The sequence below is a fragment of the Streptomyces sp. CNH189 genome, assembly GCF_000527195.1.
On sequence record NZ_AZUS01000016.1, the window covers coordinates 13308 to 38816 of the forward strand.

Genomic DNA, 25509 nt, shown 5'->3' on the forward strand with positions numbered 1-25509 from the left:
CCCCCACCGCCCCGGGGGGACGCCCGGCCGTACGGCTACCGCTGCAGGACCGACAGGTCCTCGCTCGCGTCCGGCACCGCCACCATCCCCCGGTCGTCGGGGAGCGGCTGCACCGTGAAGAACGGGACACCGCCCTCCGTCGAGGACAGGGTGCGTGAGGCGTAGACGGTGGTGCCGGCCTGCGGCTCGACGGTCAGCGCGTACGTGCCCTTCACACCCGCCGGCACGGGCGCCTGGATGTCCTGCGTGGTACCCGACGTGATGGTGTACGTCTTGGTCGCGGGCGTACCGCCCTTGGTGCCCGCCGACGCCGTCACCTTGATCTCGGCGGTGCCCTCGGGCGAGGTCACCGAGAGCGTCGCCCCCTTGGCGGTGTTGTCCAGCGCCGTCGCGCGCGTCTCGACCGGCCGGGCCGCCGGGATGAACGCCGTCTCCTGCTTGCCCTCCTTGCCGCGCAGCACCCGCACGGCCGCCACCACCGGCACCGAGCGGTCCGACGCCGTCAGCACCAGGGAGCCCGCCTCGCCGCGGGTGAGGTCGCCCAGGTCGAACCCGGCCGTCATGCCGCCCTTGACATGCAGCGTCTCGTTGCCGGCCGGAGTGATCAGTCCGGACGGGGAGGCCAGACGCACCTTCAGGTCCACGTCGGAGTCGCCGGGGGTGAAGGCGATCAGCCGCACGGCGGTGGCGTCCTTGGGGATGCCGGGCATGACCAGGCTGCCCGACGGGTCGGCCGACGCGGGCAGCCAGTCGCCGCCCAGCTCGTCGTCCAGGGCCTGCACGGCGGCGCCGACCCTGCCGCTGCGCACCACCACGTGCACGGTCACGTCGGTCTGCTTCTCGTCGGTGAGCGTGGACAGCAGGACCGGCTCGGCGGAGCGCGGCTTCACCGTGATGCCCTCTCCCACCGTCGTCTTGAGCGCGCCGTTCTTGCCGTACAGCTCGATGTCCACGACGGCGGCGGAGTCGTCCGGGTTGGTCAGGTGGACGTAGTCGGTGCGGCTGTCGTCGGTGCTGGCGCCGGGGAACCAGAACTGCGTGTCGGCGGCCGTGCAGGCGACACCCTGCAGCCCCCGGCCGGTCCCGGCGGCCACCTCGGTGGTCTGCTGCGCGGTCCAGCCGGATGCGAAGCGGCCGTCGGCGGTGCCGATGAGGGCGGGGGCCTCGGCACCGGAGGCGTCCTCGGTCACCGGCTTGCCGGGCTCCCCCAGCTGCAGCACGGGCTTGTCGGCCGTGCCGCCCTTGCCGCCGTTCGCGCTCCCCTTGCCGTCCTCGGCGTCCTTGTCGCCCTTCTCGCCGTCCTTCTCGTCCTGCTCGCCGTCGTCGGCCTGATCGCCGTCCTTCTCGTCCTTCTCGCCGTCGCCGGTCGCCTCGTCCGGGGCCGACTGCTCGGCGGCCGACCGCAGCGCGGCCGTGCCTTCACTCTCCGCGCCCTGCGTGACCGGGGTGAACGAGGTGTACGTCGTCTCGGCCAGGTCGGAGATGCTGGGCCGCGGGCACAGCAGGCCGGTGCGCTCCACGGGGAGGGTGGCCGCCGCCCCGGTCCGCTCCGTGGCGGACCCGGCGTCCGGGGCGGAGACCGCGGCGAAGCCGGTGACGGCGGCGAGCGCCGTCGCGCCCGCGATCAGGGACAGGGTGGTGCGGTTCACTGCTGGCTCCCGTCGGGACGCTCGTTGCCCGTGCCGTGCGGGTCGTACGGAGTGTCGTGGCCCTGCGTGTAGTTCGGGTCGTAGCCCTGCGGATACGTCTGGTCGTAACCCTGCTGCGGGGTGCCGTAGGAGTACGGGTCGTACGTCCCGTCCTGCTGCGGGTAGCCGTCCGCCTGGTACTGGCCGCCGTAGGCGTCGGTGCCGGCCGGGTACTGCTGGTAGGGGGCCGCCGCGTAGGCGTTCTCGTCGTAGTCGGCGTTCTGGTACCGCGCCTGGTCCCAGTCGCCGTAGTCGCCCTGGTGCGGGACGGGCGCCGGGGGCTGCTCCGGCGGGGCCGGGGGGTGCTCGGGCGGGGCGGGCACGCCGCCGTCCGCCTCCGTGCCGCCGGTGTACTCGGCGCCGTCGGGGAACCGCTCGCCGTCGGCGTGCTCGGCGCCGTCGGTGCCTTCCGCCGCCGTGGCCTCCGCCTCGGCCTGGGCGCGCAGCCGGCGGGCCCGGCGGCCCTCTCCGGCCACGGCCTCGGCCGGGACGGGTGCCTCCTCCGGCAGGTCGTCGTCGATGTCACGGCGCCGGCCGGGCAGGGCCATGACGACGAGGACGACGGCGAGCAGGCCCTGCGCCCACAGCCAGGCGGTGTGGGTGAACGGGTCCTCGTAGGTGACGTCGAGCTTGCCGCCGGAGGCGGGGAGTTCGAAGCCCTGGGCCCAGCCGTCGACGGTGGTGCGGGTGAGCGGCTTGCCGTCGAGGGTGGCGGTCCAGCCCTCCGCGGCGGTGTCCGCCAGGCGCAGGACGCGGCCCTCCTCGCCGTCCGGGATCTCGGTGTGGATCTCGACCGGTCCCGCGGCCACCGGCTCGGGTGCGGCGCCACTGCCCTCGGCGGGCACGACGGTCGCGCGGGCGACCTGCCGGTCGACCCGCCACAGCGCGCCGCCCGCCCGCTGGCTGAGCCGGCTCAGACCGGGGGTGGCGTCCAGCACCCGGGTGACCTCGCGCGGGGCCCCCCGGTGCACCAGGACGTAGCGGACGGCGAAGCCGCCGAGTTCGTCGGCCTGGTCCGCGCCGGAGCCCGCGACGAGGTTGGCGACGACGCCGTCGAGCAGCTTGTTCTCGCCGTCCTGGGCGGTGATCTCCGCGTCGCCCATACGGGCGCCGGAGCCGCGCACCAGGACGTAGCCGACGTGGTCGGAGGAGTCGGTGTCGAGGACCAGGGTGCGGGCCTGGTCGCGGGTGGCGCTCTCCTCGGCGACGAACGCCGGCACCTGCACGGGGTCGCGCCGCTCGACGGGCCCGTCGGCGCCGCGGACCATCCAGCCGGCGGCGAGCACCAGCGGGCCGACGGCGCAGGCCAGAGCGATCAGGGCGGCGACCGGCTGGCGCCAGCCGAAGCTCTGCTCCGCGACCCGCGCGCGCGCCCCGTCGGCGCCCAGTGTGCCGGCGGCCAGCAGCGCGATGCCGTAGACGAGAGTGGCGGGGCCGGCCCAGGCGGAGTTGTTGGACAGGACCGCGAAGACGAGGCCCACCAGGGCGGCCGTCCACGCGGTGAGGATGGGCGTACGGCGCTCGGCGCGCAGCAGGGCGGCGAGCGCGGCGAGGACCAGGCCGATCAGCAGCAGCCCGCCGCTCGTGCCCGGCCCGCCGGGGCCGGCGCCGAGCAGGTCGAGCGCGGAGGCGGCCGACGGCCCGTACGGCAGGCCGGCCTCCTTGAAGAAGCCGAACGGGAGCAGGGACAGCGACCAGGGGGCGAGGACCAGCAGGGGGCTGCCGAACTGCGCCAGGAAGCGCGGGCCGTACGTCTTGAGGTCGGTCCTGCGCAGGACCAGCACGCCGATGCCGAGGACCAGCGCGATGGGCCACACGATCGGGGTGAACGCGGTGGTGACGGTGAGCAGCAGCGCGTACGCCCAGGTGGCGCGCCAGCTGCCGCGGCCGTCGGGGGCGGTGAGGCCGCTCGCGGCGATGCCGGCGCGGGCGAGCAGGGGCAGGAGGACGGCGAGCACGGCGGTGCCGATGCGGCCGGAGGCCAGGGCGCCGGTCGCGGCGGGCAGGAAGGCGTAGGCGACGGCCGCCCACGCGCGCAGCAGCCGGGACTCGACGAGCGGGCGGGAGGCGAAGTACGCGGTGAAGCCGGCCAGCGGCACCGAGCCGACCAGCAGGACGGTGACGGCGAGGCCGGTGGAGCCGAGCAGCAGGGACGCCAGCGCCGCGAGGATCGCCAGGTAGGGCGGAGCCGTACCGGTGCCGCCGGCGCCCACGGCGTGCCAGGCGTCGGTGTAGCGGGCCCACAGGCCGCCGGAGTCGGCTGGCGCGGGCAGCAGGGCACCGCCGGCCAGCGCGCCGCCGCCGAGGAGCTGACGGCAGGCCACCAGGGACACCAGCAGCAGGAGCAGGAAGAGCACCGGGCCGGGCCGGCGGGCGACGCGCTTGAGGCGGGCGAACTGCTCCACCTCGAGGAAGTCGGCGTCGTCGCCGCCGGGCCCGGACTCCAGTCCGCTGCCGTGCCGGCCCGCGCCGGAGACGGCCTCGGGGTCGGAGCGGCCGACGAGGTTGCCCGCGACCTGTTCCACGGTGACGCGGACGGTCGCGCCGGGCGGCGGGAACAGCGGCCGCAGTTCGTCCTTGTCGACCTGAGGGCTGCCGCGGTCACGGCGTCCGGCGAGGACGCGCTCGGGGCGCAGCAGGACACCCATGAGGCCGCGGATCTCGTCGACGGCCTGCCCGGGCGCCTTGCCGACCAGGTAGGCGAGGGTCCGCAGCAGGGTGCCGAGGAAGATCCGCAGCAGCACCCAGGGCAGGGCGGCGGTACGGGTGTTGACGAGCAGGGTGTGGACGGCGCCGGCCTTGTCCACCTTGTGCGGGGAGGCGGCGGTGCGGCCCACGCAGTCGACGGTGCGGCGCTCGCGGGACGCGGCCTCGGCGTGCCGGACGACCGCCTCGGGCGCGACCAGCACCCGGTAGCCGGCCGCGTTGACGCGCCAGCACAGGTCGACGTCGTCACGCATGAGCGGCAGGTGCCGGTCGAACCCGCCGAGCTGTTCGAAGACGTCGCGGCGGACGAGCATGCCGGCCGTGGACACGCTCAGCACCGGCCGTACGTGGTCGTGCTGGCCCTGGTCCTGCTCGCGGCGGTCCAGGCCGGTCCAGCGGCGGCCGGAGTTGGCGATGGAGACGCCGACCTCGAGCAGCTGCCTGCGGTCGTACCAGCCGCGGAGCTTGGGGCCGACGACGGCCACGTCCTCGCGGCCGAGCTCGTACTCGTTCTCCACGACGCGCAGCAGTTCGGACAGCGCGCCCGGCTCGGGGGCGCTGTCGTCATGCAGCAGCCAGAGCCACTGGACCGGTTCGCCGTGCGGCAGGTCCGGCAGGTCGTAGGCGTCGTCGCGCCAGCTGCGCGTGACCGGGTCCCAGCCGCTCGGCCGCTTCAGATAGGGCAGGTCGTCCGGGGTGAGGTGGGGGGCGCCACGGTGGCACTCCTCGACGGCCTGGCCGAAGCCGGTGCGCCGGGCCAGGTGCAGCACGCGGTCGTCACCCAGGGCCTCGGTGACCAGCCGGGCGGAGTCGTCCGCGCTGCCGGTGTCGGCGGCCATGGCGAACTGGACGGGGCGCTCCTGGCCGAGCAGCCCGGCGAGCGCGTCCGGCAGCCAGCGGGCGCCGTCGTGGGTGACGAGGACCGCGGTCACCACGTGACGCGGGAACTCTGGTGCGGCAGCGAGGTCTTGACGGGCTGCCGGGTGGCTGTGCACGGACATCGAGGTACGGGCCCCGGTTCGAATGGACTGTGGGGACACCCGTGCCCGGTGGGGGCGGCGGGGCGTCGCGGACGAGCGCCCACACTATCGGCTGGACAACAAGGGGGCCCGTCGCCTGTGGACAACCCACCGGCGACGGGCCTTAAGTGACGTTTGTACGAAGAAGCGTGTGTATGTACGGAGTGACGGGGCGCGGTGGTGACACGTCGCCCGTCAGACGGCGGCCTTCTTGAGGCGCCGGCGCTCACGCTCGGACAGACCGCCCCAGATGCCGAAGCGTTCGTCGTTGGCGAGGGCGTACTCGAGGCACTCGGAACGGACCTCGCAGGCGAGGCAGACCTTCTTGGCCTCCCGGGTGGAGCCGCCCTTCTCGGGGAAGAAGGACTCGGGGTCGGTCTGGGCGCACAGTGCGCGCTCCTGCCAGCCGAGTTCCTCGTCCGCGTCGTCGACCAGCAGTTGCTGCACCAGCTCGGTCATGTGCGCCCCTCGTCAGTCTTTTCGCGTCCCCGTGATGTAGCCGTTACCGATTCCGGCTGAACGACACGAGTGAAATTACAAGTCTGCTGCTCCGGGCGAGTCAAGCCGAGATCTGCTATTGAGCCCCTTATTCACTCTGCGGAACCAAGGCCGAGCGGAAAGTGTTCAAATCACCCTAAACCTTGACGCACGTGTGAGACCCACGAAGACGTCCAGCCCTACACAGAGCCTCATAGGGGAGGACGCCCTGGAAATCGATCTCGTTCCGACACCCGCGTCGAAGCGAACTGGATCACAGTTGGATCACGAGATCGCAACGGCGCACAGGGCGCCCGGCCGTGCGCACCTTGTGTCCCGGGAAGCGGCTGAGCAAACCTTTCGCCTCTGAGATGCACCGGATGAGGTGAACCCGATCCCACATACCGGGCGTCGAGTTGACAGGGGTGGAGTGAACGGCTGTCCTTGTGGGCATGCTCGCGAATTCGGCACTCACCTCGACCCGCTCCGCCGGGTACCTCGGTGCTGCCCGCGCTCGCTGTAGCTGTCGCTGTACCGGCTGTTGAGCCCACCGCTCCCGCCCCGCCGCATCGCCACGACGCGGCCGCTGTCTCCACCCGCTCCCACCGGGGCACCCCTGCCGCCGCCCGCGATCCGGGCCCGACGCGGCGTGACACCCCCCACCCCCTCCTTATCTGCGCCGAGGACCCCCGTATCCCATGAACAGCGACAGCGACCTCCAGATCGCCGGTGACATCCTCGAAGTCCCGCACCTGCTCCAGCCGCCGCGTGAACACCCGGCCACCGTCGCCGAGTTCGCCGGACTGGCCCGCGCCATCGCCGCCGACCGCGCCCGGTGGGAGCCCCTCGTGCGGTACGACGCCACCACCCGCTGGTACCACCGGCTGCGCACCGGCCCCGGCTACGAGGTGTGGCTGCTGTCCTGGGTGCCCGGCCAGGGCAGCGGACCGCACGACCACGGCCACTCCTCCGGCGTGTTCACCGTCCTGGCCGGCACCCTGACCGAACGCACGGACCACGGCACGCGCGTGCTGGCCGCCGGAACCCAGAGGGTGTTCGCGCCCGGCTACGCGCACGACGTCGTCAACGACGCCCTGGAACCCGCGGTCAGCCTGCACGTCTACTACCCGGGCCTGACCGAGATGCCGATGCACCCCGCCTCCCGGCTCCGCCCGGCCGCGGCCTCCCCCGCCGCCCCGCACTGCGAGGCGCGTCCGGCACCGGTCCGGTGACTGGCTGACGCGATGTCGTAGCGGCCTGCGAGGATGGCCCCATGCGCATTGTGGTTCTGGCAGGCGGCATCGGCGGTGCCCGTTTCCTGCGTGGTCTGAAGCGGGCCGTGCCGGACGCGGACATCACGGTCATCGGCAACACCGGGGACGACATCCACCTCTTCGGGCTGAAGGTCTGCCCGGACCTCGACACGGTGATGTACACGCTCGGCGGCAGTATCAACGAGGAGCAGGGCTGGGGGCGGAGCGAGGAGACCTTCCACCTCAAGGAGGAACTCGCGGCGTACGGCGTGGGCCCGGAGTGGTTCGGGCTCGGCGACCGCGACTTCGCCACGCACATCGTGCGCACGCAGATGCTGGGCGCAGGCTTCCCGCTCAGCGCGGTGACCGAGGCGCTGTGCGACCGCTGGCAGCCCGGCGTGCGCCTCATCCCGATGACCGACGACCGCGTCGAGACGCACGTGGCGGTCGAGCTCGACGGCGAGCGCAAGGCGGTCCACTTCCAGGAGTACTGGGTGCGGCTGCGCGCCTCGGTGCCCGCGGAGGCGGTCGTGCCGGTCGGCGCGGAGCAGTCCAAGCCCGCCCCGGGCGTCCTGGAGGCGATCGCCGAGGCCGACGTCGTCCTCTTCCCGCCGTCCAACCCCGTGGTGTCGGTCGGCACCATCCTCGCCGTGCCCGGCATCCGCGAGGCCATCGCCGACGCGGGCGTGCCGGTGGTCGGCCTGTCGCCGATCGTCGGGGACGCGCCCGTGCGCGGCATGGCCGACAAGGTGCTCGCCGCCGTCGGCGTGGAGTCCACCGCCGCCGCCGTCGCCGAGCACTACGGCTCCGGGCTGCTGGACGGCTGGCTGGTCGACACCGTCGACGCGGCCTGGGTGGAGCGGGTCGAGGCGGCGGGCATCCGCTGCCGGGCCGTACCGCTGATGATGACCGACGTGGACGCCGCCGCCGGGATGGCCCGGGAGGCGCTGGCCCTGGCCGAGGAGGTCCGGACGGCATGAGCGAGGCGAATCCGGCCCCCGGCGGCTACCGGGTCTGGGCGGTGCCCGGCCTGCCCGAGGTACGGCCCGGCGACGACCTGGCCAAGCTGATCGCGGCCTCCGCACCCGACCTGGCCGACGGCGACGTCGTGCTGGTCACCTCGAAGATCGTCTCCAAGGCCGAGGGCCGGGTCGTCGAGGCCACCGACCGGGAGGCCGCGATCGACGCGGAGACGGTGCGCGTGGTGGCCCGCCGCGGCCCGCTGCGCATCGTGGAGAACCGGCAGGGCCTGGTCATGGCCGCGGCCGGGGTCGACGCCTCCAACACACCTCCCGGCACGGTCCTCCTGCTGCCCGAGGACCCGGACGCCTCCGCGCGCACGATCCGCGGGGGCCTGCGCGACGCGCTCGGCGTCGAGGTCGGCGTGCTGGTCACCGACACCTCCGGCCGCCCCTGGCGCGCCGGACTGACCGACGTGGCGATCGGCGCCGCGGGCGTCCGCGTCCTGGACGACCTGCGCGGCGGGACCGACGCGCACGGCAACCCGCTCGCCGCCACGGTCGTCGCCACCGCCGACGAGCTCGCCGCGGCGGGCGACCTGGTCAAGGGCAAGACGGCCGGCCTCCCGGTGGCCGTGGTCCGCGGCCTGCCGCACACGGTGGCCCCCGACGACAGCGAGGGCGCCCGGGCGCTGGTCCGCGGCGCGCGCGACGACATGTTCCGCCTCGGCACGTCCGAGGCGGTCCGCCAGGCGGTCGCCCAGCGCCGTACGGTGCGGGCCTTCACGGACGAACCGGTCGACCCCGGCGCGGTGCGCCGCGCGGTGGCCGCAGCCGTCACGGCCCCGGCACCCCACCACACGACACCGTGGCGGTTCGTCCTCCTCGAGTCCCCCGAGTCCCGCACCCGGCTGCTGGACGCCATGCGTGACGCGTGGATCGCCGACCTGCGCCGCGACGGCAAGACGGAGGAGTCCGTCGCCAAGCGGATCCGCCGCGGTGACGTCCTGCGCAACGCGCCGTACCTGGTCGTGCCCTGCCTGGTCATGGACGGCTCGCACCACTACGGCGACGTCCGCCGGGACGGCGCGGAGCGGGAGATGTTCGTCGTCGCCACGGGCGCGGGCGTGCAGAACTTCCTGGTGGCCCTCGCGGGCGAGCGGCTGGGGTCGGCCTGGGTGTCGTCGACGATGTTCTGCCGTGACGTGGTCCGGGAGGTCCTGGACCTGCCCGCCGACTGGGACCCGATGGGCGCGGTGGCGGTGGGCCACCCTGCCGAGGATCCCCGCCCGCGGCCCGATCGTGACGCGGGACGCTTCATCGAGGTGCGGTGAGCCCGGCGCGCGGGCGCCTACCCTCGTAGGTGCTCTTCGCTCTCACCCCAGGGATGACTCGTGGCCGGACGCTTCGCTCCCCGCCCGACGCGGACCACCGTGCGCGGCGGCCATGTGGTCGTGCCCGCGCGGGTTCCGCGCCAGGCACCGGCCGCCGCGCGGGTGCGGACCTGGGTGCCGGACGGCCCCCTCGACCTGGGCCTGGTGCTCGGGCCGCTGCGGCGCGGCACCGGCGATCCGACGTTCCGGACGACCCCGGACGGAGCGGCGTGGCGGACCAGCCTGACGCCCGTCGGCCCGGGGACGCTCCGGGTCACGCAGCGGGGCGACGGGATCCGGGGCGAGGCGTGGGGCCCCGGCGCCGACTGGCTCCTGGAGCAGCTGCCGGAGCTGCTCGGGGCCGCCGACGACCCGTCCGCCTTCGTCCCCCGGCACAAGCTGCTGGCGCACACCCGTCACCGGCGTCCGGGACTGCGGCTGCTGCGCACCGGCCTGGTGCTGGAGTCGCTGATCCCGTCGATCCTGGAACAGAAGGTCACGACCGGGGACGCGTACCGGGCGTGGCGGCTGCTGGTCCGCACGTTCGGCGTGCCGGCGCCGGGGCCCGCCCCTGAGCGGATGGCGGTGATGCCGGCGCCGCGCACCTGGGCGCTGATCCCCTCCTGGGAGTGGCACCGCGCCGGGGTCGACGACAAGCGGGCGTCCACGGTGCTGCGCGCGGTGCGGGTCGCCGCGCGGCTGGAGGAGGCGGTGCGGATGGCTCCGGAGGAGGCGCGGGCGCGGCTGGAGCTGGTGTCGGGGATCGGGCCGTGGACGTCGGCGGAGACGGTGCAGCGCAGTCACGGGGCGGCGGACTCGGTGACGACGGGGGATCTGCATCTGCCGGGGATCGTGGGGTGGGCGCTGGCGGGGGACCGGGACGCGGACGACTCCGTGATGTTGTCGTTGCTGGAGCCTTATGCGGGGCAGCGGCATCGGGCCGCGCGGTTGATTCTGCTGAGCGGGAGGACGCCTCCGCGGCGGGCGCCCCGTATGGCGCACGGCGACATCGCCCGCTTCTGAGCGGGTCCCGTACGGGAGCGGGCGTACGTCCGCCGTACACGCACCGTGGGCTGCGGCACCCGATATGTGCTGTGCACCCGTTACCTCCCCCGTCACCCGGCGTGGGTGGGGGCCGGGGGGGAGTTCGCGCGGCCCGGCGCTTCCGGGGTGCCGCCGCGCCCACCCGTGCCGCCCCAGGCGGCACGACTGCCCGCAGCTGGCGGCCGCCGTCCGGCCGCGCGCCCGCGGCGGCGGAGGGCGATGGCCCGCCACGGCGTTGATGTGGCCGCGTACGGCGGGGAGGGGGCGGGGTGGGGGTGGGCGCCCGCAGCGGCTGGCGCGTCAGCGCCCCGCACTCCGTAAGCACACTTCATCGCGCCAGACCGAGGACGACCACCCCCACCGCGACCCCGCACCACCCACCGAACCGTGGGCGCTACAGCAACCCCCACCGCACAGAACCCTGCGCCGCAGGCGTCACACCGCGACCCCCACCGGCCGCCGCAGCCCCGCTACTGGTCCGAGGAAAACCGGACCGCCCCCGCGGGGATCCGCGCGTCGCACCACACCCGCACGCCCTCCCGCAGCTCGTTCCGCGCCCCCACGACCGCCCCGTCCCCTATGACCGCACCGGTGAGCACCGACCGCTCCCCCACCCGCGCCCGCGTCCCGATCAGCGAGTCCGTGACGACCGCGCCCGGCTCGATCACCGCACCCGGCAGGATCGTGGAGCCGTACACCCGCGCGCCCTCCGCCACGAACGCGCCCTCACCCACCACCGTCCCGCCCGCCAGCTTCGCGTCCGGCGCCACCCGCGCCGTCGGCAGCACCAGCCGGTCCCCGCACCGCCCCGGCACGGCCGGCGACGGCGCCTTCCCGAGCACCAGGTCCGCCGACCCCCGCACGAACGCCGCCGGTGTCCCGAGGTCCAGCCAGTACGTCGAGTCGACCATCCCCTGAAGATGCGCCCCCGCCGCCAGCAGCCCCGGGAACGTCTCCCGCTCCACCGACACCACCCGCCCCGCCGGGATCGTGTCGATGACCGACCGCCGGAACACGTACGCCCCCGCGTTGATCTGGTCGGTGACGATCTCCTCCGGCGTCTGCGGCTTCTCCAGGAACGCCAGCACCCGCCCGGTCCCGTCCGTCGGCACCAGCCCGTACGCGCGCGGGTCGGTCACCTGCGTCAGATGCAGCGAGACGTCGGCCCCCGAGGTCTCGTGCGTCCGCACCAGCGCCCGGATGTCCAGCCCCGTGAGGATGTCCCCGTTGAACACCAGCACCGGCTCGTCCGGCCCCGAGTGCAGCCGCGAGGCGACGTTGCGGATGGCGCCGCCCGTCCCGAGCGGCTCCTCCTCCGTGACGTACTCGATGTGCAGCCCCAGCGCCGACCCGTCGCCGAAGTGCGGCTCGAAGACCTCGGCCAGGTAGGACGTGGCGAGCACGATGTGCTCCACGCCCGCCGCGCGCGCCCGCGCGAGCTGGTGCGTGAGGAACGGCACCCCGGCCGCCGGGACCATGGGCTTGGGCGTGTGCACGGTGAGCGGGCGCAGCCGCGTGCCCTTGCCGCCGACCAGGAGGATCGCTTCTGTCACCTGTCGTCTCTGCTTCCTGCCGGGACCGGCCGAACTGTCTTTCGGCCGGCCAGTGTATGCAGACCGTCCCCGGCAGGAGAGGAGCGGCCGGCCCGCCTCAGCGGCCCTGGTATCCGGCCGCCTTGGAGCGCACGCTGCTCAGCTTCTTGTACAGCTTCCCCCCGGGGCAGGAGGTGTTGAACCCGTCCCGGTGACCGGAGATCACCTTCATCTTCACTTTCTTGCCCTTCGCGTACAGGTTTCCACCGCCGGACGTCAGCGTGGTCTTGGCCTTCGGGTTCATCCCGTACAGCCCCAGCTTCCAGGCGGTGAGCCGGGCGACGGCCTTCACCGCCTTGGACGACGGCTTCTTGGAGCCGTAGGAGCCGATGACGGCGATGCCGGTGGTCTTGGTGTTGAACCCGAGGGTGTGGGCGCCCTTGACGGCCTTCGCCACGCCGCCGGCCCGGCCCTCGTAGATCCGGCCGCACTTGTCGACGAGGAAGTTGTAGCCGATGTCCCGCCAGCCCAGGCTCTTGGTGTGGTAGCGGTAGAAGCCGCGGATCAGGGACGGCGCCTGCGAGCAGGAGTAGCTGTTGCCGGACGCGGTGTGGTGCACGAAGGCCGCCTTGACCTTGCTCGTGTACGAGAAGTTCTTCTCGCGCAGGCTCTCGTCGGCTCCCCAGCCTCGCCGGGTGACGATGGAGGGGCGGGGCCCGATGTGCGCGTCGGCCTGCTGCTGCTCGGTCAGTTCGGAGCCGCGCAGGGTGACGAGTTCCCGCCGGGTCTCCTCGGCGGTCAGCATCGGGATCTCGGTGGCGCCGAGCGGCACGATGTCGGAGTTGGCGGCGGAGGCGGCCTTCGCCTCGGCGGTCATGACGCCGGTACGGGGCGCCTCGGCGCCGCTGCCGGAAGGAACGGCCTCGGCCGGCTCCGCGTCGCCGGGGTCGACGAGGTCGAGCCGCATCCCCGTGGGCAGCGCGGGAGCCTCGCCGCCACCGGCCCCGGCCTCACCCGCCCCGACCGCGCCTGAGCCCGAGTCACCTGAACCCACGTCGACCGGGTCCACGTCGCCCGCCTCCGCGTCCGGCTCCGGCGCATCACCCGCCGGCTCACGGGTCTCCGGCTCACCGCTCTCCGGCTCACCGGTCTCAGGCCGCACCCGCACCTCGACGCCGTCCGACTCGCCCACCCACAGCGGTGCCGTGGCGCCCCGTACCCGTCCGGAGGCGGCCTCCGCGGAGTCTGGGTCCGCCCCGTGCTCGGTGTAGTGGGTCTCGACGTCCTGCCAGTCGGACCACTCCCCGGTGGAGGCTGCACGGGTGCGGACCTGCACCCGGCCGTGCAGGGCGGCGGAGGGGTCGTCCCAGACGACACCGAGGAGGGAGAAGTTCCGTACGGCCCGCGGCGCCAGGCCGAGCACGGCGCCGGAGGCACGGTCGTGGGTGAGGGGCCCCAGGGGCAGCGACTGGGTACTGCCGGGGACCTCGGGGACGTTGGAGGTACTGGAGCTCATCGCCGCCCGCGTGGCCGCGTCCGCTGTCGGCGCCGGTCTCTCGGCCGACGCGACGGCGGGCGGGGCGAGCGGGAGGGCGAGGGCCGCGGCGCAGGTGACGCCGATTGAGGAAGCAAGGATTCCACGCATGCCCCTGAGCTTGGACATAGTCAGACAAATCTGTCCATCGGGCATGTGACGGCCTGTCGGCTGCCGTTCCCCCGAACCGGTGCCCGCGCCTGACCCGCGCGGAGGATGCGCTCGGCCGGGGCCGCGTACCCTTGCGCGGGTGAACGCCACCGACCGCACCCCTGCCGACCTGCTGAGTTCCGCGCTCGCCGCGGACCCGGGACGCCCCCTGGTGACCTTCTACGACGACGCCACGGGCGAGCGCGTCGAATTGTCCGTGGCCACCTTCGCCAATTGGGTGGCCAAGACCGCGAACCTGCTCCAGGACGAACTGTCCGTCGAACCCGGCGACCGGGTGACCCTCCTGCTGCCGGCGCACTGGCAGACCGCGGTGTGGCTGCTGGCGTGCGCGTCGGTGGGCGTCGTCGCGGACGTGGCCGGTGACCCGTCCGCCGCGGACGTGGTGGTGAGCGGCCCCGAGCCGGAGACGCTGGAGGCCGCCCGCGCCTGCTCCGGCCCCCGGATCGCGCTGGCGCTGCGGCCACTCGGCGGGCGCTTCCCGCAGCCGCCGGAGGGCTTCGCCGACTACGCCGTGGAGGTGCCGGGCCAGGGCGACCGGTTCGTGCCGTACGCGCCCGTCGACCCGGAGGAGCCGGCGCTGATCGTGGCGGGCCGGGAGTTCACCGGGGCGGAGGTCGTGGAGCGGGCCCGGGCCGAGGCGCCGGAGCTCGGCCTGACCGGCCCCGCCTCGCGGATCCTGTCGGGGCTGCCGTACGACACGTGGGAGGGGCTCAACGCGGGGCTGTACGCCCCGCTGGCGACCGGCGGCTCCGTCGTGCTGTGCCGGAACCTGGACCGGCTCGGCGCCGACGCCCTGGACAAGAGGGTGGAGAGCGAACGGGTCACGGTCATCTCCCGCTGACCCACCCACCCCGGACGGGCCCCGCCCGATCCGGGCCCGCCGCCCGCCCCACCTCACCCGTTCGGCGCAGCATCACCCCCCGCCGCTCCCCCGTTCGCGTCATCGTCGTAGGGAGCGGCACGCAGCACGCACCCGTGCGCCGTCCCGGCCCGTACGTCGTACGCAGGGAGGGGTGGACCCGGCATGAGCGACACCGCAGGCACCTCCCCCGAGGGGCAGGAACCGCCGGGGCGCACCCCCGGCCAGGGCCCCGGCTCGGGCACCGGCTCCTCGCCGAGCGGGCGCGGCCTGGCCCGCCGGCGCCGGCGGCGCTGGGTATGGGGCACCGGCATCGCCGTCTCCCTCGCGCTGGTGGGCGGCGCGGCCGCCGGGTGGGCGGTGTACATGAAGCTGGAGGGGAACATCACCCCGGACGAGGCGGCGGCGGCCGAGCTCGCCCGGTACGAGAAGGACCGGCCCACCGCGCTGGTGAAGGACGCCCTGAACCTCCTGCTGATCGGCTCGGACTCGCGCGCGGGCGCGGAGAACGGCCGCTACGGGCACGACCCGGGGACCGAGCGCTCGGACACGGTGATCCTGCTGCACCTGTCGGCGGGCCGGAAGAACGCCACCGCGGTGTCGATACCGCGGGACCTGATGGTGGACGTGCCCGGCTGCCGCCGTCCCGACGGTTCCCGTTCGGCGCCGATGTTCGCGCAGTTCAACGCCGCCTTCGAGGTGGGCGGCTCGGCCTGCACCGTCCGCACCGTCGAGAAGCTCACCGACATCCGCCTGGACCATCACGTCGTCGTCGACTTCCAGGGCTTCAAGGACATGGTCGACGCGGTGGACGGTGTCGAGGTGTGCCTGCGCGAGCCCATAGACGACAAGGACGCCCACCTGCACCTCCCGGCGGGGCGGGTGACCCTCGACGGGGAACAGGCGCTCGGCTACGTCCGCGCCCGCAAGACGCTCGGGGACGGCAGCGACACCGGCCGCATCGAGCGCCAGCAGCGGTTCCTCGGCGCGCTGGTGAACAAGGTCCGCAGCAACGGCGTCCTGCTGAATCCGGTGAAGCTGTATCCCCTGCTGGACGCGGCCACCTCGTCACTGACCACGGACCCCGAGCTGGCCAGCTTGCGCGGCTTGTACGAACTCGTACGAGGACTGCGCGACATCCCCACGGAAGGGGTGCAATTCCTCACCGTGCCGCGGGAGTCGTATGCCGGGGACGTCAATCGGGACCAGCTCGCCCAGCCCGCCGCCGGGGAACTGTTCGAGCGCCTGCGCAAGGACGAACCCGTGAGCGTGAATACGCACGGTGAGCAAAAGGCCACGCAAAAGGAAACAAGGGCGCCGTCGCGGAGCAGCTCCCCGGCACCGACGTTCTCCGGGAACACGGCCGCCGAGGACAGCTGCGCGTAAAAGAAACCCAAAGGGAACTCACAGACTCCGAACTCCTGTCCACGGAAATGGGTGGAATGCCCCTTGTGAGGGCGTGGAATATGTCACCGACGTCGCTCAGGGCCGATCGGGCCCGTTAGTGTGAGCCATCCGGTGCGCCCGTTCCTTCAGGTCCGTCCTGAGATCCCGCACTGTGTGACCGAGACCCGAGCGCCTGGGAGGGGAAAGGCGCCGCGTGGCCCCGACGGAGGATTCGAGCGACCGTGGACGCGCAAGGCCGTGGGCGGGGAGAGAACATCGATCCCGCAGACCAGTGGGTACTCAATCCGAGCACCGGCGAATACGAACTGCGACTGAGCCCTTCCGCACCGCAGTCGCCCATTCCCTCTCCGCGTGGGCCCCGGCCCCCGGGTGCGGGAAATGCGCGGCCCCGTTCGGCGTCGCCCGAGCAGACCCCCGAGAGCCCCGGCCGCCCCTCACCCGAGCGTGAGGCGCCCGGGCGGGACGTGCCGCCGCAGCGCCGGCGCCGGGGTGCGCCGGAGGAGCCGCCGCCCGGCCGTCGCGGTCGTCGGCCGGCGAAGAAGAACAAGAAGGCGAAGAAGGTCCTGCTGTGGGGCAGCGGCACCCTGGCCTTCCTGGTGCTCGGCACGGGCGTGGCCGGTTACCTGTACCTGGAGCACCTGAACGACAACATCACGTCCGTGTCGGACGACGGCGCGAGCACCGGTGGCTTCAAGAAGGACCAGGCCATCAACATCCTGCTGATCGGCACCGACAAGCGCACCGGCGCGGGCAACGAGGGCTACGGCGACAAGGGCAGCGAGGGCCACGCCGACACCACGATCCTGCTGCACGTGTCCAAGGACCGCTCCAACGCGACCGCGCTGAGCATCCCGCGCGACCTGATAGTCGACGTCCCGGACTGCCCGACCGAGCAGGAGGACGGCAGCCAGAAGGTCATCCCCGGCTCCACCGGCGTCCGTTTCAACACCAGCCTCGGCCAGGGCGGCCGTACGCCCAGCTGCACCATGCGGACCGTGACCGAGCTGACCGGCGTCAAGCCGGACAACTTCATGGTGGCGGACTTCAACGCGGTGAAGACGCTGACCTCGGCGGTCGGCGGCGTCGAGGTGTGTCTGGGCAAGGACATCGACGACCCCGACTCGCACCTGAAGCTGCCGAAGGGCACGCACCGGATCGAGGGCGAGCAGGCGCTGGCGTTCGTCCGCACCCGGCACTCGGTGGGTCTGGGCGGCGACCTGAGCCGGATCGGGCTGCAGCAGCAGTTCCTCAGCGCGCTGATGCGGGAGCTGAAGTCGAACGACACGCTCACCAGCCCGTCGAAGATGCTCAAGCTGGCCGAGGCGGGCACCAAGGCGCTCACCGTCGACTCCCAGCTGAACAGCATCAACAAGCTCAAGGACCTCGGTCTGGAACTGGGCAAACTGAACGTCAAGAACCTGACGTTCGCCACGATCCCGGTCCTCGACAACCCGGCGGAGAAGGTCAAGGCGACCGTCGTCCTCAACGAGGCGGAGGCACCGCAGGTCTTCGACATGATCCGCAACGACGTGTCGTTCACCGAGGTCAAGCAGCAGCAGAAGAAGGAGAAGGCCGCCGTCGCCGCCCGCCTCAAGGGCGAGAAGGCCCCGGCGTCCGAGGTGCGGGTGCGCATCCTCAACGGCGGCGCGCCCTCCGGAAGCGCCCAGGGGACCCTGCGCTGGCTCCAGGTCGAGCAGGGCGTCGGCAAGTCGGAGAACGCGGGCAACGCGCCTGCGCAACTGGCGAGGACCACCCTGGAGTACGCCCCCGACCAGGCGGACCAGGCGCGTCGGCTGGCCGACATCATGGGCCTGTCCGGGTCGGCGATGAAGCCGGGCGAGAGCGTCACCAACGCCCAGGGCCTGCCCTCGATGACGCTGACCCTCGGCAAGGACTTCAAGGGCGCGGGCGTCAAGATCAGCGCGCCCACGGCCAAGGTGCCCGACGGCGCCAACAAGTCCACGGCCGACAAGGTCGTGTGCGCCGAGTAGGCACCTGACGGGCCCGTCTCGCGTCCTACAGGGCGCGGACGGGCCCGTTCCATGTCCAGGGGTGGGGAGACCTCACGATGACGCGTAGCGATGTGCACGAGGAGGGGGCACGGCCGGACGGCGCCCCGCGCCGGTCCGGCCCGCCGGACGGGGGCCGTTCCGAGGGGCGGCGGCACGCCCCGGAGGACGGCGACGGCCCGGGAGGAGACCACGGCAGGCCGCGCGGCGGACGGGGCCGGCGGGTCCTGCGCTGGTCGGCGACGACCCTGGCGGTGCTGATACTCGGCACGGCCGGCGCCGGGTACCTGTACTACGACCACCTCAACGACAACCTGGTCAAGGGCGAGCGCAGCAGCGGCGACTCCAAGGCCCGGCGGTCCGAGCCCAACGCGGCCGGGCAGAGGCCCGTGAACATCCTGCTGATCGGCTCCGACAGCCGCGCCTCCGAGGCCAACGTCGAGCTCGGCGGCGGCCGGGACACCCGCGGCAACCCGCCACTGGGCGACGTGCAGATGCTGATCCACCTCGCCGCCGACCGCAGGAGCGCGGCCGTGGTGAGCATCCCGCGCGACACCCGGGTCGACATCCCCAAGTGCACCGACCCGGACACCGGGACGACGTACCCGGCGGCCAACGACATCATCAACACCTCGCTCGCCCGCGGCGGTCCGGGCTGCACGCTGGCCACCTGGGAGAACCTCACCGGCGTCTATGTCGACCACTGGATGACCATCGACTTCGCGGGCGTGGTGCGGATGGCCGACGCCGTCGGCGGGGTCGACGTCTGCGTGAACCAGAACGTCTGGGACCGGCCGCTGCCCGGCGTGCCCGGCGGCTCGGGGCTGAAGCTGCGGGCCGGGACGACCAAGGTGGAGGGCGTCGAGGCGCTGCAGTGGCTGCGCACCCGGCACGCGTGGGGCAGCGACATCCTGCGCACCCGGGCGCAGCGCATGTACATGAACTCGATGATCCGCACGCTGCGCGGCCAGAACGTCTTCACCGACACCGGCCGGCTCACCGACCTCGCCGAGGCGGCCACCAAGTCGCTGCGGGTCTCCGAGGAGATCGGCTCGGTGAAGAAGCTGTACGACCTGGCGATGCAGCTCAAGACGGTGCCGCCGGACCGCATCACCATGACCACGCTGCCCACCGTCGCGGACCCGCAGAACGTCAACCACCTGCTCCCGGCCGGGGAGAGCGCCGAGCGGATGTGGGCCATGCTCCGCGACGACGTGTCCTTCGACAAGAAGGGCGGCAAGACCGCGCAGAACGGCGGTGGGAAGACGGCCCGCCAGGTGCGGACCGCGGACCCCTCCGCCCCGGACGACCGGATCGAGGTGCTGGTGCGCAACGCCACCCGCTCATCGACCGAGGGCCCGGTCACCGGCCGGGCGGGCGCGATCGCGCAGGAGCTGGCGGCGAGGGGCTTCACCCGGGCCGTGCGGGACACCTCGCCCGCCCTCGCCGAGGAGCGGACCGTGGTGCGCTATCCGACCGCCGATCTCCAGGGGGACGCCCAGCGGGTCGCCAAGTCGCTGGGCGTTCCGATGACTTCGGTGCGCCGGTCCGCCGACGTCGCGGGCGTCACGGTGGTGGTCGGTGCGGACTGGCGTGAGGGCGCCACGTATCCGCGGCAGGAACCGCCGAAGGCGGGGGACCTGCCGGCCGACGTCGACTCCCTCAACGCGGCCGAGAAGGGCGCCTGCATGAACGTCTACGCGCCCTACCGCTGGTAACGGTCGCGGGGTCCGCGGGAACGCCGACGCCGGCCGCGCCTTGGGGAAATCGAGGGATTCCCCGGGGCAACTGACGGGCCCTTCATGCGTCTAACAGGACGCAGGGCGGGCCTGCTTGTCGGAGCGAGGTGTTTCCAGGGGTGGGAAGGACGGGGGCAGTGACGCAGAACGCCACGCGGGAGACGGCCGGTGACGAGGGACAGGAACCGGCCACCGACGACGCGCCGCCCGCCGACGACGCGGGCCCCCGTCCGCGGCGCGGCCGCCGGATCCTGAAGTGGTCGGCCGCGGTCCTCGCGCTGCTGATACTCGCGGCCGGCGGTGCGGGCTACCTGTACTACCGGCAGCTGAACGACAACATCAAGAAGGACCCGCTCAACCTCGGCGACGCCAAGGTCGCGGAGCCGACACCCAACGCGGCCGGACAGACCCCGCTGAACATCCTGCTCATCGGCAGTGACGCGCGGGACTCCGAGGCCAACCAGGAACTCGGCGGCGCCCGCGAGACGTTCGGCTCGACGCCGCTCGCGGACGTGCAGATGCTGGTGCACCTGTCCGCCGACCGCAGCAACATGTCGGTGATCAGCATGCCGCGCGACACCCTGCTGCACCTCCCCAAGTGCACCGACCCGGACGACGGGACGGTGTACCCGGCGAGCGAGGGCCGCCGGATGGCCAACGAGAGCCTCGGGCACGGCGGTCCCGGCTGCACCGTGGCCACCTGGCAGAAGCTCACCGGCATCCACATCGACCACTTCGTCATGGTGGACTTCGCCGGCGTGGTGGCCATGGCCGACGCGGTCGGCGGCGTCCCGGTGTGCGTCGACGCCAACGTCCACTCGCGTGACGGCCAGGGGCACGGCTCCGGGCTGAAGCTGGCGAAGGGCACCCACCCGGTCAAGGGCGAGCAGGCCCTGCAGTGGCTGCGCACCCGGTACGGCTTCGAGGACGGCAGCGACCTCGCCCGCGCCAAGGCCCAGCACATGTACATGAACTCGCTGGCCCGCCGGCTGCGGGAGAACGCCACCCTGAGCAGCCCCAACAACCTGCGCCGGCTGGCCGAGGAGGCCACCCGGGCGCTCACCGTCGACCCCGGCCTCGACACGGTGAAGAAGCTCTACGACCTGAGCACCGAGCTGCGCAAGGTCGAGCCGGAACGCATCACCATGACCACGATGCCCAACCGGTACGTCGGCGCCCGTGTGGAGCCCACCGAGGACGCCGAGAAGCTGTTCCGGCTGGTGCGCGAGGACATCGCCCTGGACGGCAGGGACGCCAAGCCGAAGCCGGCCGTGGAGAGGCCGCCCGCCGATCCGGCCGCCGCCGACGCCGCCATCGCCGTACAGGTCCGCAACGGCACCCGCACCGACACCCTCGCGCCGGCCTCCGGACGGGCGAGCACCGTCGCCGGGGTGCTGAAGGACAAGGGCTTCGTCCAGGCCACCGCCGACACCACGAGCGCCCTCAGCGCGGAGCGGACGGTGGTGCGCTACCCGAGCGCCGACCTGGAGGGCGACGCCCGCCGGGTCGCCGCGGTCCTCGGCGTCCCCGCGGACGCGGTGGAGCGGTCCACCGACGTGTCCGGTGTGACGCTGCTGGTGGGCGCGGACTGGCGCGAGGGCACGCGGTACGAGGCGCCCGAGGAGGACGACACCACGCCCGAGTCGGCGCAGGCGCTCAACGGGGCCGACGACGAGGCGTGCATGCACGTCGACCCGAACTTCAGCTGGTGACCACGAAGGCCCCTTCCCGGTCGCGGGAAGGGGCCTTCGATGTACCGGTCGAGGTGCCGGGTGCGAGCCTCAGGCCGCCTGGGTGTCCGCGTGGACGGCGGGACGCCGGGAAGCGATGACCTTCTTGGCCAGCGAGCGCGGGCTGGTCAGGAAGCCCCAGCCCCACGACATGTGCATGGTGGCCAGGGCCACCGGGATCTGCAGCCGCGCCTTGAGCGACAGCCCCTTGCCGGCGGGTATGGACCCCGCGACGATCGCCGCGAGGTAGCCGCCGGGAACCAGGAAGCCCCACGGGGTGAGCGCCGCGCCCACCACGATCCCGGCCGCGATCCCGCACACCGCGGTCGGCGGGGCGAGGTAGCGCAGGTTGATGGACCCGGAGTGGTAGCGGGCCACCACGTGCCGCCAACGGCCGTAGTCCTTGTACTGCTTGGCGAGCGCCCGCACGGACGGGCGCGGCCGGTACGACACCTTCAGTTCCGGCGAGAACCAGATCAGGCCGCCCGCCTCACGGATGCGGAAGTTCAGCTCCCAGTCCTGGGCGCGGATGAACTCCACGTTGTAGCCGCCCTGCCGCTCCAGCGCCTCGCGCCGGAACACGCCCAGGTACACGGTCTCGGCGGGGCCCGCCTGGCCGCCGGTGTGGAAGGCGGCGTTGCCCACGCCGATCTTCGAGGTCATCGCGGCGGCGACGGCGTGCTCCCAGTCGTTCTCGCCCTCGGCGTGCATGATGCCGCCCACGTTCTGCGCGCCGGTCTCCTCCAGGAGCCGCACGGCGGTGGCGATGTAGTTCGGGGAGAGCATCCCGTGCCCGTCGACGCGGACCACGACCGGATGGCGCGAGGCCTTGATCGCCGCGTTGAGGGCGGCCGGGGTGCGGCCGGTGGGATTGGGCACGGTGTGCACCCGCGGGTCCTCGGCCACGAGCTCGGCGGCGATCTCGTCCGTGCGGTCCGTGGACGGACCGAGGGCGATCACGACCTCCATCTCGCCGGCGTACTCCTGGGCGAGGATGGCGCGGACGGCGCCGCGCAGATGCCGCTCCTCGTTGAGGACGGGCATGATCACGGAAACGGCGGGGAGCCGCACGTCGGCATTGGCGTTCATAGGTGCCTCACGTTACCGCGAACGGGGGACACGTCTGCGCGTGCCGGGGTGCTGTGCGGAGGGCCGCAGATCGTATCGGCCTACGGTGCTCACGATTCCACGCTCGGCCGTCGTCCGGAGGTGCCCCCTTGCCCACGCCGCCGCGCTCCCCCCGGCCCCGAACGCCCGACCGGCGTCCGGCGAGGCCGCCCCGCCCGGGACCGCGCCCGCCCGCTCCCCCGCGGCGCAGGCCGCGCTGGGTGATGCGGACGGTCACCGCGCTGTCGGTCGTGGTGCTCGCCTCCGCGGGGATCGGGCACGCGCTGCTCAGCGGACTCGACGACGACATCGCCCGGGTCGACCCGTTCCGCGACATGAAGAACCGCCCGCGGGCCGGTCACGGCATGAACATCCTGCTGGTCGGCACGGACGGGCGGGACAGCGTCGGCAAGGAGGAGCGCGAGAGGTACCGGCTCGGCGGGGCGCCCTGCCACTGCACGGACACAATCATGATCGTGCACATCTCGGAGGACCGGGACCGGGCCAGCGTCGTCAGCCTGCCGCGCGACTCCTACGCGGAGACCCCGCCGCACACCGACCGGGTCAGCGGCAAGCAGCACAGGGGGCACGCGCTCAAGCTGAACGCCGCGTACGCGGAGGGCGGGCCGCAGCTGACCGTGCGGACGGTGGAGAAGATGACCCGGGTGAAGATCGACCACTACCTGGAGGTCGACTTCACCAGCTTCATGAAGACCGTCGACGTGGTCGGCGGTGTGGAGATCTGCACCGACCAGCGGCTCAAGGACAGCCAGACCGGCCTCGACCTGCCCGCCGGCCGGCACACCCTCAAGGGCGGCGAGGCCCTGCAGTACGTCCGCGCCCGGCACGTCGACGGCGCCTCCGACCTCAGCAGGATGCGGCGCCAACAGCAGTTCCTCGCGGCGCTCGTGGACCGGGCCACCTCGTCCGGGATCCTGCTGAACCCGATGCGGTTCCGCGACGTCACCCGCTCCGTGCTGGGGTCGGTCCGCGCGGACGAGGGGTTCGGCACCGGCGAGCTGCTCGACCTGGGCCGGGCGATGCGGAACTTCTCGCCGTCGTCGTCCGAGTTCACCACCGTGCCGGTCGCGACGATGGGGTACGCCGTGAAGGGCGTCGGCTCGACCCTGAAGTGGGACGCCGACAAGGCCGAGCACATCTTCGACGCGCTGCGCCGGGACCAGCCGCTGTCCACCCGCCCCGCGCCCGACGCGGCCCGGCGGGTGCCGGTGGACCCCCGGCAGATCCGGGTGCAGGTCGAGAACGGCACCCGCACCCCGGGCCTCGGCCGCCGCGTGGACGCGGCCCTGGCGGCGACCGGCTTCGCCACCACCAAGGCCCCCGTCAACGCGGACCAGCAGGACGTGCGGCGCACGGTCGTCGCCTACGACCCCCGCTGGGACCGCTCCGCGAAGTCTCTCGCGACGGCGCTGCCCGGCAGCGAGCTGCGCGCGGTGAAGGGCCAGGGCGCCACCCTGAAGGTGATCGCGGGCACCGACTTCGAGAAGGTCCAGAAGGTCCGCGCCCAGGACCCGGGCCAGGGCGAACTGGGCGTGGTGAGAGGCGACGAGGTCAGCTGCTCGTGAACCCCGCCATGGGCGGATCCCCTCTTCGACCACGTGGGCGGAGCCCCGCCCGCAGGGCGCCCCGGCGGGCGGGGCTCCGGGTTCCGTCCCGGCAGACGAGCAGCCTTCTGAGTCGAGCCCGCCCACCCCGCCCGGGCGGGCTCCGGGCCCCGCCCCGAGGGCCGGCAGCCCGGCGGCGCGGCCCCGGGCGCCGGACAGCCCCGCAGGCCGGCGACCGGGTTCCGTCCCGGCAGGTATGTCGCCCCGCTCGCGGGCGGAGCTCACCCCGCCCGACGCGGGCGGCGGGCCCGGCGCGACACGCAAGCGCCCCGGTGAGGCAGGGCGCTTGCCCGACGGCTGCCTGAGGCCCTGACGGACTCCCGAGCCTCGCCCTGCGGACGCCTTGCCCTGGGTCGTCGCACCGCGTGGTGGACTGTCAGGTCCCCGGACCAGCGGGCGGCCCGGTAGGGCGTGGGCTCCGGCCGGTCCGCTCCGGCGGGGTCCGGCCGCCGCCCTTGCCCTGACGGCGAACGCCCTGCGATCTGCCGCGTCCCCGGCCGGCGGCCGGGTGGGCCTGGGTCGGGGTGCCGGACAGCACCGGCGGGTTCCGAGCCCTCGGTCCACGGCCGGTCGGGGGCCTGGCGTGCCTGGGTCGGGGTGCCGGACAGCACCGGCCGGTTCTCAAGGCCCCGGGCCGGCGAGTCAGGGCCCGGCCTCCGGGCGGGCTCGGGTGGGTCGAGGGTGTCAGTCCTCGAAGCCTTCCGCGGCTCGCTTCGCGCGGAGGTCCATGATGGCTCGGCGGCGGGCCAGGCGATGGGTGCGGCGGATCTGGGCCTCTTGGTAGCGGCGGCGGTCCTGCTCGGTCTCCGGTGTGACCGGCGGCACCCGGCGCGGCTTGCCGTCGGCGTCCACGGCCGCGAAGACCAGGTAGGCCGAGCCGACCTGCGTGGCCGGCGCCGACTCGTTCCAGCGCTCCGCCAGCACCCGCACGCCGACCTCCATAGAGGTCCGCCCGGTCCAGTTGACCTGGGCCTTCACATGGACCAGGTCACCGACGCGGACCGGCTCCAGGAACGCCATCTCGTCCATGGACGCGGTCACAGCCGGCCCCCCGGAGTGCCGGCCGGCGACGGCGCCCGCCGCGTCGTCGACCAGTTTCATGATCACCCCACCGTGCACGGTGCCCAGAAGGTTGGTGTCGTTGTGCGTCATGATGTGGCTGAGCGTGGTGCGGGACGCCGAGACGGGCTTGCCCGGAATCTCCGGACTGTCCATGGGCACGGCAGGGGCCTGGTCTGTCATGGCCTCCACCTTATGCGCTGGTGACAACCGGCTTG

17 protein-coding genes are annotated in these 25509 nt (G+C 73.5%); 10 read left to right on the forward strand and 7 right to left on the reverse strand.

Features of this window, described 5'->3' with window-relative positions:
- Positions 1-35 precede the first annotated feature (35 nt).
- The 3 genes from B100_RS0121405 to B100_RS0121415 form a co-directional block, all read right to left on the reverse strand.
- Positions 36-1649, reverse strand: coding sequence for a DUF5719 family protein (locus B100_RS0121405; RefSeq protein WP_024886455.1), 1614 nt, complete (start codon positions 1647-1649; stop codon positions 36-38).
- The gene (locus tag B100_RS0121410; RefSeq protein ID WP_106967053.1) at positions 1646-5395 is read right to left on the reverse strand and encodes a glycosyltransferase family 2 protein; all 3750 of its coding nucleotides are present in this window, start codon (positions 5393-5395) and stop codon (positions 1646-1648) included. The genes B100_RS0121405 and B100_RS0121410 overlap by 4 nt, the downstream gene beginning before the upstream one ends.
- Before the next feature lie 213 nt (positions 5396-5608).
- A complete protein-coding gene (locus B100_RS0121415) occupies positions 5609-5872 on the reverse strand; it encodes a WhiB family transcriptional regulator (RefSeq protein WP_003975777.1) in 264 nt (87 codons plus the stop codon).
- A 716-nt stretch (positions 5873-6588) separates the two neighbouring features.
- On the opposite strand from B100_RS0121415, the gene B100_RS0121420 reads away from it, so the two are divergent.
- The 4 genes from B100_RS0121420 to B100_RS0121435 are packed head-to-tail and all read left to right on the forward strand — an operon-like array spanning position 6589 to position 10498.
- The gene (locus B100_RS0121420) at positions 6589-7122 is read left to right on the forward strand and encodes a cysteine dioxygenase (RefSeq protein WP_024886457.1); all 534 of its coding nucleotides are present in this window, start codon (positions 6589-6591) and stop codon (positions 7120-7122) included.
- 41 nt (positions 7123-7163) lie between these two features.
- A complete protein-coding gene (gene cofD, locus B100_RS0121425; RefSeq protein WP_024886458.1) occupies positions 7164-8123 on the forward strand; it encodes a 2-phospho-L-lactate transferase in 960 nt (319 codons plus the stop codon).
- Positions 8120-9436 carry a coenzyme F420-0:L-glutamate ligase gene (locus tag B100_RS0121430; protein ID WP_024886459.1) on the forward strand — a complete coding sequence of 439 codons (1317 nt, stop codon included), beginning with the start codon at positions 8120-8122 and terminating at the stop codon, positions 9434-9436. Before cofD ends, B100_RS0121430 begins: the two co-directional genes overlap by 4 nt.
- A 60-nt stretch (positions 9437-9496) precedes the next feature.
- The gene (locus tag B100_RS0121435) at positions 9497-10498 is read left to right on the forward strand and encodes a 3-methyladenine DNA glycosylase (RefSeq protein ID WP_024886460.1); all 1002 of its coding nucleotides are present in this window, start codon (positions 9497-9499) and stop codon (positions 10496-10498) included.
- 491 nt (positions 10499-10989) lie between these two features.
- Here the strand turns inward: B100_RS0121435 and manB are convergent, their stop codons facing one another.
- Together manB and B100_RS0121445 are read right to left on the reverse strand one after the other, a co-directional pair.
- Complete coding sequence (gene manB, locus B100_RS0121440; RefSeq protein WP_024886461.1) at positions 10990-12072, reverse strand: mannose-1-phosphate guanylyltransferase; 1083 nt, start codon at positions 12070-12072, stop codon at positions 10990-10992.
- Positions 12073-12169: 97 nt separating this feature from the next.
- Complete coding sequence (locus B100_RS0121445) at positions 12170-13696, reverse strand: peptidoglycan recognition protein family protein (RefSeq protein ID WP_024886462.1); 1527 nt, start codon at positions 13694-13696, stop codon at positions 12170-12172.
- A 139-nt stretch (positions 13697-13835) separates the two neighbouring features.
- On the opposite strand from B100_RS0121445, the gene B100_RS0121450 reads away from it, so the two are divergent.
- The 5 genes from B100_RS0121450 (at position 13836) to B100_RS0121470 (ending at position 21482) form a co-directional block, all read left to right on the forward strand.
- The gene (locus B100_RS0121450) at positions 13836-14597 is read left to right on the forward strand and encodes a TIGR03089 family protein (RefSeq protein WP_024886463.1); all 762 of its coding nucleotides are present in this window, start codon (positions 13836-13838) and stop codon (positions 14595-14597) included.
- Between the two features lie 183 nt (positions 14598-14780).
- The gene (locus B100_RS0121455; RefSeq protein ID WP_024886464.1) at positions 14781-16001 is read left to right on the forward strand and encodes an LCP family protein; all 1221 of its coding nucleotides are present in this window, start codon (positions 14781-14783) and stop codon (positions 15999-16001) included.
- A gap of 242 nt (positions 16002-16243) precedes the next feature.
- Complete coding sequence (locus tag B100_RS0121460; RefSeq protein ID WP_078541073.1) at positions 16244-18013, forward strand: LCP family protein; 1770 nt, start codon at positions 16244-16246, stop codon at positions 18011-18013.
- A gap of 77 nt (positions 18014-18090) precedes the next feature.
- On the forward strand, positions 18091-19749 hold the full coding sequence (locus B100_RS0121465) for an LCP family protein (RefSeq protein WP_024886466.1): 1659 nt from the start codon (positions 18091-18093) through the stop codon (positions 19747-19749).
- A gap of 158 nt (positions 19750-19907) precedes the next feature.
- Positions 19908-21482, forward strand: a complete 1575-nt coding sequence (locus tag B100_RS0121470; RefSeq protein WP_024886467.1) for an LCP family protein — start codon at positions 19908-19910, stop codon at positions 21480-21482.
- 69 nt (positions 21483-21551) lie between these two features.
- Here B100_RS0121470 and B100_RS0121475 read toward each other — a convergent pair whose 3' ends face one another.
- Positions 21552-22589 carry a glycosyltransferase family 2 protein gene (locus B100_RS0121475; RefSeq protein ID WP_024886468.1) on the reverse strand — a complete coding sequence of 346 codons (1038 nt, stop codon included), beginning with the start codon at positions 22587-22589 and terminating at the stop codon, positions 21552-21554.
- A gap of 128 nt (positions 22590-22717) precedes the next feature.
- Between B100_RS0121475 and B100_RS0121480 the strand changes: the two genes are divergently transcribed.
- Complete coding sequence (locus B100_RS0121480; RefSeq protein WP_486585674.1) at positions 22718-24193, forward strand: LCP family protein; 1476 nt, start codon at positions 22718-22720, stop codon at positions 24191-24193.
- 723 nt (positions 24194-24916) lie between these two features.
- Here B100_RS0121480 and B100_RS0121485 read toward each other — a convergent pair.
- Positions 24917-25474: an acyl-CoA thioesterase gene (locus tag B100_RS0121485; RefSeq protein WP_024886470.1), complete on the reverse strand. Its 558-nt coding sequence runs from the start codon at positions 25472-25474 to the stop codon at positions 24917-24919.
- Positions 25475-25509: the final 35 nt, after the last annotated feature.